This window comes from Pseudarthrobacter sp. SL88 (genome assembly GCF_026672455.1).
Taxonomy (GTDB): domain Bacteria; phylum Actinomycetota; class Actinomycetes; order Actinomycetales; family Micrococcaceae; genus Arthrobacter.
On the sequence record NZ_JAPPRD010000001.1, the window covers coordinates 2,794,613 to 2,807,932 of the forward strand.

Annotated in this window: 12 protein-coding genes; 6 read left to right on the plus strand and 6 right to left on the minus strand. The window is 67.7% G+C overall.

Annotation, left to right across the window (positions count from 1 at the left end; translation table 11 throughout):
• Positions 1-71 precede the first annotated feature (71 nt).
• Positions 72-959 carry a PRC and DUF2382 domain-containing protein gene (locus tag OVA06_RS12635; RefSeq protein WP_268158676.1) on the minus strand — a complete coding sequence of 296 codons (888 nt, stop codon included), beginning with the start codon at positions 957-959 and terminating at the stop codon, positions 72-74.
• Positions 960-1,226: 267 nt separating this feature from the next.
• On the opposite strand from OVA06_RS12635, the gene OVA06_RS12640 reads away from it, so the two are divergent.
• Positions 1,227-2,384, plus strand: coding sequence for a glycosyltransferase family 4 protein (locus OVA06_RS12640; RefSeq protein ID WP_200937855.1), 1,158 nt, complete (start codon positions 1,227-1,229; stop codon positions 2,382-2,384).
• The gene (locus OVA06_RS12645; protein WP_268158678.1) at positions 2,381-3,778 is read left to right on the plus strand and encodes a UDP-glucose dehydrogenase family protein; all 1,398 of its coding nucleotides are present in this window, start codon (positions 2,381-2,383) and stop codon (positions 3,776-3,778) included. Before OVA06_RS12640 ends, OVA06_RS12645 begins: the two co-directional genes overlap by 4 nt.
• A 28-nt stretch (positions 3,779-3,806) precedes the next feature.
• Here the strand turns inward: OVA06_RS12645 and OVA06_RS12650 are convergent, their stop codons facing one another.
• On the minus strand, positions 3,807-4,673 hold the full coding sequence (locus tag OVA06_RS12650) for an HAD family hydrolase (RefSeq protein ID WP_056082151.1): 867 nt from the start codon (positions 4,671-4,673) through the stop codon (positions 3,807-3,809).
• A 220-nt stretch (positions 4,674-4,893) separates the two neighbouring features.
• Here OVA06_RS12650 and OVA06_RS12655 point away from each other — a divergent pair, with 220 nt between their 5' ends.
• Positions 4,894-5,163, plus strand: a complete 270-nt coding sequence (locus tag OVA06_RS12655) for a GlsB/YeaQ/YmgE family stress response membrane protein (protein ID WP_056082154.1) — start codon at positions 4,894-4,896, stop codon at positions 5,161-5,163.
• A gap of 154 nt (positions 5,164-5,317) precedes the next feature.
• A complete protein-coding gene (locus OVA06_RS12660; protein ID WP_268158681.1) occupies positions 5,318-7,510 on the plus strand; it encodes a putative bifunctional diguanylate cyclase/phosphodiesterase in 2,193 nt (730 codons plus the stop codon).
• Between the two features lie 39 nt (positions 7,511-7,549).
• On the opposite strand, the gene OVA06_RS12665 is transcribed toward OVA06_RS12660, so the two are convergent.
• Complete coding sequence (locus OVA06_RS12665; RefSeq protein ID WP_268158683.1) at positions 7,550-8,113, minus strand: hypothetical protein; 564 nt, start codon at positions 8,111-8,113, stop codon at positions 7,550-7,552.
• Positions 8,114-8,349: 236 nt separating this feature from the next.
• On the opposite strand from OVA06_RS12665, the gene OVA06_RS12670 reads away from it, so the two are divergent.
• Positions 8,350-8,901, plus strand: a complete 552-nt coding sequence (locus OVA06_RS12670; RefSeq protein WP_268158685.1) for a dihydrofolate reductase family protein — start codon at positions 8,350-8,352, stop codon at positions 8,899-8,901.
• Positions 8,902-8,978: 77 nt separating this feature from the next.
• On the opposite strand, the gene mmuM is transcribed toward OVA06_RS12670, so the two are convergent.
• Entirely contained in the window at positions 8,979-9,923 is a 945-nt protein-coding gene (mmuM, locus tag OVA06_RS12675) for a homocysteine S-methyltransferase (protein ID WP_268160782.1), read from the minus strand.
• Positions 9,924-10,013: 90 nt separating this feature from the next.
• Between mmuM and OVA06_RS12680 the strand changes: the two genes are divergently transcribed.
• Positions 10,014-10,781 carry an IclR family transcriptional regulator gene (locus OVA06_RS12680; protein ID WP_268158687.1) on the plus strand — a complete coding sequence of 256 codons (768 nt, stop codon included), beginning with the start codon at positions 10,014-10,016 and terminating at the stop codon, positions 10,779-10,781.
• Here the strand turns inward: OVA06_RS12680 and OVA06_RS12685 are convergent.
• Both OVA06_RS12685 and OVA06_RS12690 read right to left on the minus strand, forming a co-directional pair.
• The gene (locus OVA06_RS12685) at positions 10,778-11,557 is read right to left on the minus strand and encodes an IclR family transcriptional regulator (protein WP_268158689.1); all 780 of its coding nucleotides are present in this window, start codon (positions 11,555-11,557) and stop codon (positions 10,778-10,780) included. The genes OVA06_RS12680 and OVA06_RS12685 overlap by 4 nt on opposite strands.
• Before the next feature lie 182 nt (positions 11,558-11,739).
• A complete protein-coding gene (locus tag OVA06_RS12690; protein WP_268158691.1) occupies positions 11,740-13,176 on the minus strand; it encodes an amino acid permease in 1,437 nt (478 codons plus the stop codon).
• Between the last annotated feature and the right edge of the window lie 144 nt (positions 13,177-13,320).

Sequence of the window (13,320 nt, forward strand, 5' to 3'; positions counted from 1 at the left end):
CACCCACCCCCGGAGCCACCCGGCGGGGAGGCGTTCGATGCCGCTACGTGGCTCCGGTGGTGTGCGCTATATCAGAGACGCTTGTCGTCGCCGGTGCGGCGTTCGCCGTCCAGGCCGTCCGCGTCAATGTGCTCCTTGCGGACTTCCTCGCTCACGGTGACGTCGTCCTGGACCACTTCCTTGTCGAGCCTGACTCGCTCCACCGGGACGGTTTCCTTCTCAACCACGGGGCGCTCCTCGTGGAGGATCACCTCGTGCTCCTCCTCGCTGATATCCGGTCCGGAAAGTGCGGCGCCGCGGTTTTCGTCCGTAATCGGCTCGCGCTCCAACCGGACCTCCTCGCGCTGGACGGGCACGGTCTTTGTGACGTTCTCCGTGGTGACGTACTTCCGCAGGCGGACGCGGCCGGCTGCTTCGCGTTCGGTGCCGACGTTAAGCCGTTCCTCGGATCGCGTCATCGCGTCGTCAGTATTCGGGCCGGAGGTGTCCTGCCCAACGCCGCGGCCGCCGTCGTAGTCCCTGTCGCGGCCGGAGTCGCGGTCGCCGGTGACACCGGCGTTGGGGGTGCCGGCGTTCAGGTCGGCGTCGCCCTGCAAGTCGACGTCCCGCTGCACATCGTCCTGCGAGTCGGAGTACGTCCTGGCCCCACGGTCATAGTGCGTGTAGAGCCGGTCCTCTTCCTCGGGGGTGAGGTGGCCGTCGACGTCGACACGCGGAGCGTCCTTGACGTGGTCCTTGGTGTAAGGAACCACCAAGTCGTCGTCCTGGGTGCGCGCACCCTCTACGGGGATGAAGGACTGCGAAGTGCCGAAGAGGCCCGTCTTGACGGTAACCCAGGTGGGCTCACCCGTGTCGTCATCTGCGTACAGCTGGCCAATCGAGCCGATCTTGTCGCCGTCGGCTCCGATGACGTTGCCGCCCTTGTGGAGCAGGGTCTCAATGTTCTCCCGGTTGAGCATGACTTCTCCTTGGATAATCGTTGCACTAGGCATGCGCCAGCATCGGATTTTCCGGCACGGGATTTCCCCGGTCTTCGGCTCCCGCCCCGTTGCTTGAGGCCTGCGCTGACTGCCCTACTACAGTAAGCATGCTTAGCATCAAATGGGAAGTCTGCTTAGTATTTTTTTCATTGACCCGGGCTGATGCTCCCCGCTGTTCACCGAACCTTTCCCCCCGGGCCATGCCTTCATCCCCGCCGCGTCAGGGCCGGCACCCACCGTGGAGGGGTGAGGATCGCAATTGTTGCTGAATCATTCCTGCCGCTGATGAACGGGGTCACGCACTCCATCCTGCGGGTGCTGGACTATCTGCAGGAGCGGGGTGACGATGTCCTGGTCATCGCGCCGTCAGCGCACGACGGCGGTGCGGAGGACCATGTCAAGGGCGCCGAGATCCACCGGCTTCCGGCCGTCCCGCTTGCGGGGTACGCGAATGTCCGGGTGGCGATGGGCGGTGTGTACCGGGTCAAGCGAATCCTTGCCGACTACGCACCGGACGTCGTCCACCTGGCCTCGCCGTTCGTCCTCGGCTGGCGGGCAGCCCAGGCGGCCGCCCAGCTTGGCATCCCCGCCGTCGCGGTTTACCAGACAGAGGTTCCCGGCTACGCGGCCCGGTACGGCGTCCCGTTCCTGGAGAACTGGGCCTGGAACCGCGTGGAGAATATCCACCTGCTTGCTTCCAGGACCCTGGTGCCTTCCACGTTCGCGCTGAACCAGTTGCGCGGACGCGGCATTCCCCGGGTGCGGATGTGGCGCCGCGGGGTGGACACGGCCAGGTTCTCGCCGGACAAGCGCGACGACGGGTGGCGGGCATCGGTGGCCCCGGCGGGCCACCGGATCATCGGCTACGTGGGCAGGCTGGCCGTGGAAAAACAGGTGGAGGACCTCGCAGCCCTGGCCGGAATGCCGGACACCACCCTGGTGATCGTAGGTGACGGACCGCAGCGGGCAGCCCTGCAGGAAACCCTCCCGGGAGCCGTCTTTACCGGGTTCCTGGGCGGCGATGACCTGGCCCGCGCGGTGGCGTCCTTTGACCTCTTCGTCCATCCGGGCGAGTTCGAAACCTTCTGCCAGACCATCCAGGAAGCCATGGCATCGGGGGTGCCGGTGGTGGCCACGGGACGCGGCGGACCGCTGGACCTGGTGGAGAACTCCCGGACCGGCTGGCTCTACGAGCCCGGTGACCTGTCCGCCATGCGAGGCCACGTCCTGGACCTGATGGGCGACGACGCCAAGCGCCGGGCGTTCGCCGCCGCGGCTCACGCCTCGGTACAGGCCCGCACATGGCCGGCCCTGTGCTCGGAACTGATCTGCCACTACACCGATGTCATCGCAGAACAGCCGGTTTTGTCCGGTTCGTACAAAGCCAAGGGAGCAGCTCTATGAAAATTTCGGTGATCGGCTGCGGCTACCTGGGCGCCGTGCACGCGGCCACCCTTGCCTCGATGGGCCACTCAGTTGTTGGCATCGACGTGGACCACGCGAAAGTGGAACAGCTGGCCCGCGGTGCAGCCCCCTTCCACGAACCGGGCCTTGACGAGCTGCTGCAGGACGGCAGCGCCACCGGACGGCTCCGGTTCTCCACCGACATCGCGGATGCCGCCGGCGCCCAGGTGCACTTCCTGTGCGTGGGCACCCCGCAGGACAAGGCCTCCGACGCCGCCGACCTGTCCTACCTGGTCTCCGCCACCCGGGCCCTGCTGTCGCACCTGGCCGCGGGCGCCGTCGTCGTGGGTAAATCCACGGTGCCGGTGGGCACCGTGGACATGCTGCGCGGGGTGCTGGGGCGGCGTCCCGATGTCCTGCTGGGCTGGAACCCGGAGTTCCTCCGCCAGGGCACAGCCGTCAAGGACTCGCTGGTGCCGGACCGCCTGGTGTACGGCGTGGACGGCGGGAAAGCCGCGGCGTTCAACCGGTCCACCGGCGCGCCCGTGGGGGTGGCGGCAGCCCTGGATGCGGTCTACGAGCCGCTGCTGCGGGCAGGCATTCCCCGGCAGGTCTGCAGTTGCGCCACGGCAGAACTCATCAAGTCCGCGGCCAACGCGTACCTGGCCACCAAGATCAGCTTCATCAACGCGGTGTCGGAGCTGTGCGATGCGTCCGGCGCGGACGTGGCGGAACTCAGTGAGGCAATGGGGCTGGATCCGCGGATCGGCAACCGTTACCTGCATGCCGGGCTGGGCTTCGGCGGCGGCTGCCTGCCCAAGGACATCCGCAGTTTCCGGGCACAGGCCACAAGCCACGGCGTGGATGCCGTGGCGGACTGGATGCAGCTGGTGGACTCGGTCAATCTTGGCCAGCGGCAGCGCACGGTGGACCTGGCGGCGGACCTCTGCGGCGGTACCGTGGCCGGCCGGACCATCACCGTGCTGGGCGCCTCCTTCAAACCGGACACGGACGACATCCGCGACTCCCCCGCCCTGGACGTGGCAGACCGCCTCGCGGCGGCCGGAGCTCATGTGACCGTCACGGACCCCAAGGCCGTGAACAACGCGTGGCGGCGTTACCCCCGGCTGCGGTTCGAGGCCAACGCAACCCGGGCCCTGGAAGAAGCAGAACTGGTGCTGCTACTCACCGAGTGGGATGAGTACCGCCGGCTGTCCCCGGCCGTTGCAGGCAGCCTGGTACGACGGCGTGTGCTGCTGGATGCGCGCAACGCACTGGACGCCGCGGCATGGCTGGCGGAAGGCTGGGTGGTGCGCGGCCTTGGCACGTGCCCGGCTTCATCAAGTGATGCGGGTGGGGTTGCTGCCGAAGTCGCAACCGCAGCCCGCCGCTGACCGGACGGCGTTCAGTCCAGGAGGCCAGTCAGTCCAGGAGGCCCAGGCCGGCGAAGGCGAGCGCCACGCCGTTGCCGGCCGGGCCGGGTGTGAGCCGGTCGGCGACGGCAAGCACGCCTGGATGTCCGTCCTCCACCGCGATGCCCACCCCGGCGTACTCGAGCATCTCGATGTCGTTGGCGCTGTCGCCGATGGCCACGATGTCCTCCCGGTGCAGGCCCAGGCGTTCCTCCACCACCCGGATGCCCACGGCCTTGTGGGTTCCGGCCATGAAGATCTCCCCGGCTGAGTCGCCAAGGGCGGACAGGGAACTGGGGATGAGCCCCACCTGCGGGCCGAGGCCACCCATGAGGCGGGTCAGCGGTACCGGGGAATCGAAGCAGGAAATCTTGGCGAAGGACGCCCCGCGAAGGTCGTCGCTGTACTGGACCGGCCCCAGGATGTCGTCCACGGGATCCACGTCGGTACTGAGGACGCCGTCGTGCCGGGAACGGCCGGCAAAGACGGGAGTGAGGACCCGCCGGAGCCGCTCACCCACTCCGGTGCGGCCGCGCAAGGCTTCGGGAGCCTCCAGGATGTAGGCGACGTCGTTGGCGTCCAGGGTGTCCACGATGAGGGCCGCCACGCCGGGTTCGAACCGGGTGTCCTTGAGTACCTCCCCGTTCATTTCCACCCGGGCACCCGCGCCGGTGATCACGCCGTCGAACCCTGCCTCCAGGATGTGGGCCGGCACCATGGACAGCGGACGCCCGGTGCACACGAACACCAGGTGGCCGCGGCGGCGCACTTCCTGCACCGCCTCCACGTGGGCTGCCGGGGCCAGGCCGTGGTCCGCATATGTTCCGTCAATGTCGAGGAAGATGGCGCGCGGACGGTCTGTTTGCTGGCTGGCCATGCCGGGCTCCTAGGGAAGTGCTAACCGGGACAATTCATCCTATCGAAGGCCCGTAATATGGCGCCCCGCCAGGCCAAGAGGGCTGGTCAGGCGGGTGTTTGCCGGAAAAACTGATAGTCATCCTGTGATATTGAAAGCCTTGCAGCGAAGTAAGCACGCTGATTGAATTAGGGAACCGGAGATGGGGGCACGGCACAACTTACTAATAAGGAGTGACAGCATGGGCATTCTCGGATTTCTCATCTTGGGCCTGATTGCGGGCGCCATTGCAAAGGCGATCCTGCCGGGCCGTCAGGGCGGAGGCTGGCTGGTGACCATGGTCCTCGGCGTAGTCGGCGCAATCCTCGGCGGTTGGATCGGGTCGCTGATCTTCGGCGGCGGCCTGGCCGAGTTCTTCGATATCCGCACCTGGCTGCTTGCCATCCTCGGATCCATCGTGGTCCTGCTGATCTACGGCGCAGTCATGAACCGCAGCGGGCACCGGGCCTAACACCCCCTCCATCCACAAGCGCAGAGACGCCGTCCCGGCAGCGGGGCGGCGTTTCTGCGTTCCGGTTCTGTACCGGTATTCGTGCCCAATCCGTAGTGAACCTGGCCCCCATTACCGGCAGTTCGCACCTTATGATGTGCGAGGGGGTGGTGGTATGGCTGAATCCGGCCACGAAAGCACAATGGCAGTCCGGACGTTCGAGGCGATGCTTGACGCCAGCCCGGATGCCTTCCTGGCCCTCGCGGCGGATGGCACCATCACCCTGGCCAACGGGGCAGCAACAAAGCTCTTTGGACTGGACCGCAGGTTCCTCACCGGCCTGGATTACCGGACCCTCCTGGCTGACCGCTCCCACCCCGAGGTCGAAAGGCTCTTCCGGCAGATCCTGGCCCGGTCCACCGCGCACCCGCGGGAAGTGGCCTGGGTCCATGCCGACGGCACCAGCTTCTCCGCGGAAGTGGCCGGGTCCCTCTTTCCCCCCGGGCCCGGGCAGCTGCCCTGGAACGCAGCGGCCGGCGCCGCCGATGCCACGGACACCGCGCCCGACGGCGGCGTCCCGGCCGGGGCGCAGGTCCTCCTCTCGGTCCGGGGTACTTCGCACCGGCAGGCCACGAATGCGGACCTTCGCGATGCGATGTCCCTGCTGGCGTCCACCCTGGAGTCCACGGCGGACGGCATCCTGGTGATGGGCTCCAACGGCACCGTGGCCGGGTACAACGACCAGTTCCTCACCATGTGGGACATTCCCCGCAAACTCATGGAAGGTGAAAGCGGGGACCCGGTAATGCAGCGCATTACCGGCCAGCTCACCGACCCCGGCGCGTTCCTGGCCAGGCTCATGGAAGTCCAGGGCAACACCACCGCCGAGAGCTACGACGTTCTGGACTTCAAGGACGGCCGCACCTTCGAACGCTATTCGCGCCCCCACAAGGTGGGCGAGGATGTTGTGGGCCGGGTGTGGAGCTTCCGGGATGTCACTCCCCGCCGCAAGGCCCAGGAACAAGCGCACCAGGCCATGCTTGACCTGGCGGAGCAGGCGGAAAAGCTGCGCGTCATGGCCTTCCAGGACCCGCTGACCGGCCTGGCCAACAGGGCCGTGTTCAAGGACGCCCTGGCCGGGTCTCTGCAGGAACCCCGGCTCAAGTCCGTTGATGTGCTGCTTCTGGACCTGGACGATTTCAAGGAGGTCAATGACCTCCTTGGCCACCAGGCCGGGGATGACATGCTGATCGAGGTCTCCCGCAGGCTGCGCGGCTGCCTTCCGGCCGCGGACGTGGTGGCACGGCTGGGCGGCGACGAGTTCGTGGTGCTCCTGACGGCCTGCCCCAACGTGGATGAAATCGCGGCGTGCATTGTCCGCTGCCTGCACGTCCCCGTCACCATCAGCGGCCGCGCGCTTCGCCCCAGCCTGAGCCTCGGAGTGGCATCGCGGGGGCGGGACGAGGTTGGCCCGTCCGAGCTGCTGCGCCAGGCGGACATCGCCATGTACGCGGCGAAGGCCGCCGGGAAGAACCGCTTCCTGCGGTTCCATCCGGACATGATGGCTGCCCTGGTGCAACGGACGGACATGGAAAGCGGACTGCAGTTCGCCCTGCAGGGCGGCGAGATCTCAGTGGATTTCCAGCCCATCGTGTCGCACCGCAGCGGGCAGGTGGTCCAGTTCGAGGCCCTCGCCCGGTGGGACCGCGGCGCCGGGCGGGTGCCGCCGTCGGACTTCATTCCCCTGGCCGAACGCACGGGGCTGATCCGGGACATCGGCCTGGAAGTGATGGCCCAGGGCATGGCGCAGCTGGCGGACTGGTTGGGCGGGGACCCGGCGAGGTCGCTGGCGGTGAACGTGTCAGGCGTGCAGCTGCAGGAACACGACTTTGCCGCGAAGGTGCTGGGCCTCGCGGAGGCCAGCGGCGTGGCCGCCCGCCAGCTGGTGCTGGAGGTCACCGAAAGCGTATTCTTCCATGCCGACTGCGACCTGATCAGGCAGCTCAGCACGCTGCGGGATGCGGGCGCCCGGGTTGCCCTGGACGACTTCGGCACCGGCTATTCCTCGTTGGGGCGGTTGCAGGACCTGCCGGTGGACGCCGTGAAGATCGACAAGACCTTTGTGTCCATGGTGCGTACCGGCAGCGAACGCCTGCCCATCCTCAGCTCCATGATCAACATGGCGCACAGCCTGGGGCTGACCGTCACCGCGGAGGGAATCGAGACGGTTTCACAGGCGGACTACCTTACGGCGCTCGACTGCGATGCGCTGCAGGGCTACCTGTTCTCGCTGCCGGAGCCGGCCGCGCGTCTTGGGGACGCGCTGCGCCAGGCCAAAGAGGTGCTCGGCGCGCTGCACCAACGCTAGCTCGCGGCTGCGCAAGTACGACGCCGGGCCGTCCGGCTGCTAGGCGGCCTGCCTGCCGCCGGGCTGCCTGGGCTTCTTTCCCGAGCCGAGGGGTTGGCCTGGGGGCCGCGGCGGAGCAGCCGGGCCCTGCTGCCCGCGCGCTTCGGGTGCGGTGGACTGGGCGTGGTCGTACGGTGCAGGGTCCTGGGCGGATGACCCGGCAGCCGGTTCCGCGGCGCTGGATTCCACGGCAACAGCCTGAGTGGCAGTCCGCTCGACCCGGGCCGGCCCAGCTGATTCCTCGTCAAGGGCATACTCGATGACGCCGTACTCGTCGACAGCGTTTTCAGCCGGGACGAACGCATCAGCGGGGTTTGCCATTGCGGCGCGGTTGCGGCGCCAGCGGCGGATAAGGTCCACGGCGGCCAGCAGGCCCGCGAGCGGTGTGAGTACCGCAGCGGTGTACACGAAGAGCATCCAGGTGAGGGTGGTCAGCGGCGGCTGGTTGTTGTGCAGGAGGGACAGCCCGCCAAGGATTCCCACGAGCCAGAAGAGGATGACCGCCGCGAGGACTGCTCCGGCGGGAAAGTACTGGTTCCGCACAATCTTCTTCAGGGTTTCCAATGCACTTCCTCCTTGCCTGGCCGGGGCTGCGGAAAGTGGCCGCATCACCCTAAGTATGGGGCCACTTTCCGCCGAATCCCGGCAAGACGCCACGGCGAGTGATGAACGTAACTGGAGTGTTGCCGTCGCCCCCGTTTTTGGCGGCAATCAGCCGCGCCTTGGCGGTATTTGGTCTTCCGCCGGAACGGCCCGGCGCATAGGTTGTTCCTTGACCCAACGAACCCTGGAGGACCCGCATGCGCAAAGTAACGGCCGGACTGTTCCACTCCATTGACGGAGTGGTTTCGGATCCGTTCAAGTTCCAGTTCGACAGCTTCGACGCTGAGCTCGGCGAGGGGCTGACCAGCATGATGAACACCGTGGACACGGTGGTGCTGGGCCGGAAGAGCTACGAGGAGTGGGCGTCCTACTGGCCCAACGCGTCAGCGGACCAGGACTTCGCCGCGTTCATCAACCCGGTGCAAAAGTATGTGGCGTCCCGGACGTTGAGCGAGCCCCTGGAGTGGCAGAACTCCCGTCTGATGGACGCACCGCTGGAGGAGTTCGTGGCGAAGCTCAAGGAGACCGACGGCGGTGAGATTGCCGTGTGCGGCAGCATCTCCGTGACGCGGCAGCTGCTGTTCGCAGGGCTGCTGGATTCGCTGCAGCTTATGACCCACCCCGTGGTGGCGGGCAGCGGCAGGCGGCTGTTCGAAGACGGCGATCCCCTCACCCGGCTGGTCCTGCTGGACGAGAAACGCACCAGCAAGGGCAACGTGCTCAGCACCTACGGGCTCCGCGGAGACTAGGCTGCCTGCGCCAATGGGCCCCATGCCGGGGCACATTGACCCGGACACGCCGGGGATGGCGGGCATTCGCCCCGGACTTAGCGCTGGATGTGCCCCGCGACGGCGGAGATGTCAGTAGGCGTTGTCCTGCAGCAGCCGCCGATGATCCGGGCGCCGAGGGCCTGCCAGGCAGGCACGCCGTCAGCCAGCGCTGCAGGGGCTGTGGCCGCAGCGGGCGCTGCGTCCCATGTCTTGGTGCCCGCATCGTAGGTCTCCCCGGAATTCGGATAGGCCACCAGCGGTTTGTTGGTGCCACCGCGGAGGGCCGTGAGCGCCGGGGCAACCAGCGCCAGCGGCACGCAGTTGACCCCGACGGCGGCCACGTGGGACTCAGCGTCCAGCAGTTCCGCGACGGCGGCCAGGGGTGTGCCGTCACTGATGTGTCCGGCGTCGCGGAGGGAGAAGGAGAACCAGGATTCGACGCCGAGGTCCCTGGTCAGTTCCGCAAGGGCCTGGGCTTCGGCGAAGGATGGCAGGGTTTCGCAGGCCAGGACGTCCGCTCCGGCACCGGCCAGCGCTTCGAGGCGGGGACGGTGGAAGGTCCGGAATTCGGCGGGCGTCAGGGCGTAGTCGCCGCGGTACTCCGAGCCGTCCGCGAGGTAGGCACCGTAGGGCCCCACGGATCCGCCGATGAACAGGGGCCCGGCCTCCGGGTGGTTGGCCAGGTGGTCACGCCGCGCCTCGCCCGCCAGCTGGACGGACAGGGCCACGAGATCGAGGGCCTCCTGCTCCGTCATTCCGCGGCCGGCGAATCCCTGGGGTGTTGCCTGGTAACTCGCGGTGGTGGCAATCCTTGCCCCTGCTGCGAAGTAGTCCCGGTGCACGTCCCGGATCAGGCCCGGCTGTTCCAGCAGGACCTTGGCTGACCACAGCGGATCGTCCAGGTTGCAGCCGCGCACCTCAAGTTCCGTGGCCAGTGCGCCGTCGGAGGTCAGGGATTCCCCGGCGTCGAGCAGGGCGGACAAGGTGAGGATGGCAGGCATGTTGGTCACTATACGCATCCAGATATGCCGATGCCGGGTATTACGTTCCCGGGACCGCGACGGCACTGCAGCCCAACTACACTCGGAGCCATGTCGAAATCCTCCAGTATGGGCCGCGGAATCATGGCCCTGCTGGCTGTGGGATCCCGCCACGCGGCCGAACATCCGGGCGGGACCGTGGCTGAGATTGCCGCCGGCCTGGGCAAGGACCGCAGCCAGGTCTCACGGTACCTGCGCAGTGCGGAGCAGGAGGGCTTCCTGGCCCGCACCGTCCACCGTACGTATGCGCTGGACTGGGAGGTCTTCACCGACGCCCAGCAACTGACGGCCCGCCGGCTGGAATCCGACGGTGCCACTGCCCTGGACACCCTGGCCGGCGAAACTGATGAAGCCTGCTTCCTGGGCATCCTGCACGGAAACAGCACCGTGACGATCGGCGAAAGTGTTCCGGCCAGCAGCAACCTGGTGGGCTCCTGGCTGGGCCGGCCCTACCCCGCGTACTGCAGCGACGCCGGGCAGGCAATGCTCTGGGAGGCCTCCGAAGCGGAGATCCGCACCGTTTTCGCGGCCGTCGACTTTGTCCGGCACGGGCCCAACACTCCGCGCAGCGTGGAAGACTTCCTGGCCCGGCTGGAAGCGGCGCGCCGGCGGGGCTATTCAATAGTGGACCAGGAGGCAGAACCGGGGCTGTACTCCCTGGCCGTCCCCGTGCGCGATTACAAGGGCGAGGTGGTGGCAGCCCTGCAGGTCGTGGGGATCAGGGACCGGCTGGAACCCCGCCGGGAGGCCTGCGCCGCAGCGCTGCTCCAGCAGGGGCTGCGGCTCGAAGCGGGATTGGGGTACCGGCCGTGGGACTAGTGGGGCACGGCCGCAGCGCCGGGCCCTCCCGCCGCTCCGAGCCTTTCCGCGGCGGCGGCCAGGGCGTCCGCCGCGTCACGCCGCTCCACCAGGCCGGGACCGCCGAGCACACTCAGCGAGGCCCGCACTTCTCCTGACCCGTCCCGCACGGGCACGGCGAGCTCAACAACGTCATGCTCGAATTCCTCGACGGCGGCAACCGCCCCTGCAGGGCGGTCCCGGACCATGAGCTCCCAGACATCGTCGATGGTGTGGGCCGCGCCCGGACCGCCGATGCCAATGAAGTTCACGTCCTGCAGCAGCCTCTCGAGGGCCGGCCGGTCCAGGTCCCACAGCAGGGCGCGGCCGGCACCCGTGCACCACACCGGACTGACCATGCCGGGGTGGACGAAGCTGCCGGGTACGGAGTCGTTGCTGGAGTTCCGGAGCAGGATGGACCGGTAGCCGTCGCGGACAGAGAGCCTTGCACGCAGGCCCAGGGCGGAAACCAGGGATTCGAGTTCGGCCCGGGCGGCCAGCACCCAGCCGGTATTGAGGGCCGCGGCCAGGCTGAAGTATTCCGGCCCGGCACGGAACGGACCACGCTCCGGGCGTTCGAGCAGTCCAAGGTCGCAGAGTTCCTGGGCCAGCCGCGAAACCCTGCTCTGGTCCATCGACAACGCCGCGGCGAGCTGGGATACACCCAGGAGTGGGCGCCCGGATTTCTCCCGGTCCACCACCAGCCGGACAATCCGGAGCCCCTGCGCCATGGACGACGCCTCAGCGGATGAATCCACGCTTTCCCTGCCCCTCCCGCCGGTCACGCGCCCCATTCTTCCACGGCCTTGGCGGCGTCGCCCCGCGTAGCCCCCATGGTCACTGCAGGCGGCCACGGCACCCAGGCCGCGGACGACGCCGGCGCGCGCCGGCGAAGGTGCCGGGCGCCCCTGCCGTACAGCCGTCGTCGTCCGTGCCCGGCTTAGCCCCGCGCCTGAACGGTCTTGCGGCCGTGCCGAAGGTGGAAGTAGAGGTAGCAGCCGGCCACGAACGGAACACCGAAGTACAGGGCGGGTGCCTGGGCGGGATCCAGGGCGATGCCGATCAGCGAAACGACGCACAGGGTGAACGCCAGGATGGGGACCAGCGGGAACAGCGGTGCCTTGTAGGCGAGGGTGGAGGTATCGCCGCCGCCCCGGATGAAGGCGCGGCGGTGGAAAAAGTGCGAGGCCGTGATGGACATCCAGACGCCCACCACCGCGAAGCCGGCCACAGACACGAGGACCAGGTAGACCGTCTCCGGTGCCACCACGCTGCTGATCAGGGATGCCAGGCCACCCACCATGCTCAGCGAGAGCGCAGCCAGGGGGATGCCGCGGCGGGTCAGCTTCTTGAGGGCACGCGGTGCATGGCCTTCGTCGGCGAGCGAGTAAAGCATGCGGGCGCAGGAGAACAGGCCGCTGTTGCCGGCGGACAGGAGGGCGGTGATGATGACGAAGTTCATGATGTCGGCCGCGAACGGGATGCCGATGGCGGAGAAGACGGTGACGAACGGGCTCTCATCGAGCCCCACCTCGGTGTACGGGATGGTGGCCGCGATGACGGCAATGGCGCCGACGAAGAAGATGAGCAGGCGGATGACCGTGGTGCGCATGGCCTTGGGGATGGCCGTGGCCGGGTCTTTGGTTTCGCCGGCGGCAACGCCGATCAGCTCGGAGCCGGAGAAGGCGTAGAAGACGGCAAGCACGGTGACCAGGACGCCGGTGAAGCCGTTGGGGAACAGGCCGGACTCGGTGGCGAAGTTTTCGAACAGGAACGGGTGCCCGTCCCCGCCGCCGCCGAGCGGACGGAAGCCGAACAGGGCCGCGCCGCCCAGGACAATGAGTCCGATAATGGCGGCTACCTTGATGATGGCAAACCAGAATTCGGACTCGCCGAAGAACCGGGCGGACACCGCGTTGAAGCCAAAGAGGATGGCCGCGAACACCAGGCACCAGACCCACACCTCCACGTCCGGGAACCACCGCTGCATGAGCAGGCCGGACGCCGTGAATTCGGAGCCGATGGCCACGGCCCAGCAGAGCCAGTAGAGCCAGGCGGTGGCAAAACCGGTGGCGGGTCCGATGGAGCGGGCCGCGTAAATATGGAACGCCCCGGACACGGGGTAGGCGATGGCCAGTTCGCCCAGGCAGGCCATCACCAGGTACACCACGAACGCCCCGATGAGGTATGCGATCACCGCGCCCAGCGGGCCTGCCTGGGAGATGGTGTAGCCGGAGCTGAGGAACAGCCCCGAGCCGATGACGCCGCCCATGGCGATCATCACCAGGTGCCGCGGCCCCATGGAGCGGCGGAGTCCGGAGGTGACCGGCTGCGCCGGGTCCGGCCTGGTGTCGAGCGTAGGCAATGAGGGTTCCACGGGTTTCTCCAGGTGCGGGTGATCGGTGCAGATAGTGGCGGCGGCCAGGGTTTACGTGCCTCGCAGGTGCGCTTCACATGAACACGGGGAACCGAAGAAGTGAACGCCGACAGAGCCGAAAGTAGCACGGTTGCCGAATTTAGG

Coding starts and splice junctions, on each gene's coding strand:
- OVA06_RS12650 (WP_056082151.1), bottom strand. CDS start 4,673: ATGGCCAGCCAGCAAACAGACCGTCCGCGCGCCATCTTCCTCGACATT.
- OVA06_RS12670 (WP_268158685.1), top strand. CDS start 8,350: ATGCGCAAAGTAACGGCCGGACTGTTCCACTCCATTGACGGAGTGGTT.
- OVA06_RS12635 (WP_268158676.1), bottom strand. CDS start 959: ATGCTCAACCGGGAGAACATTGAGACCCTGCTCCACAAGGGCGGCAAC.
- OVA06_RS12645 (WP_268158678.1), top strand. CDS start 2,381: ATGAAAATTTCGGTGATCGGCTGCGGCTACCTGGGCGCCGTGCACGCG.
- OVA06_RS12655 (WP_056082154.1), top strand. CDS start 4,894: ATGGGCATTCTCGGATTTCTCATCTTGGGCCTGATTGCGGGCGCCATT.
- OVA06_RS12680 (WP_268158687.1), top strand. CDS start 10,014: ATGTCGAAATCCTCCAGTATGGGCCGCGGAATCATGGCCCTGCTGGCT.
- OVA06_RS12660 (WP_268158681.1), top strand. CDS start 5,318: ATGGCTGAATCCGGCCACGAAAGCACAATGGCAGTCCGGACGTTCGAG.
- mmuM (WP_268160782.1), bottom strand. CDS start 9,923: ATGCCTGCCATCCTCACCTTGTCCGCCCTGCTCGACGCCGGGGAATCC.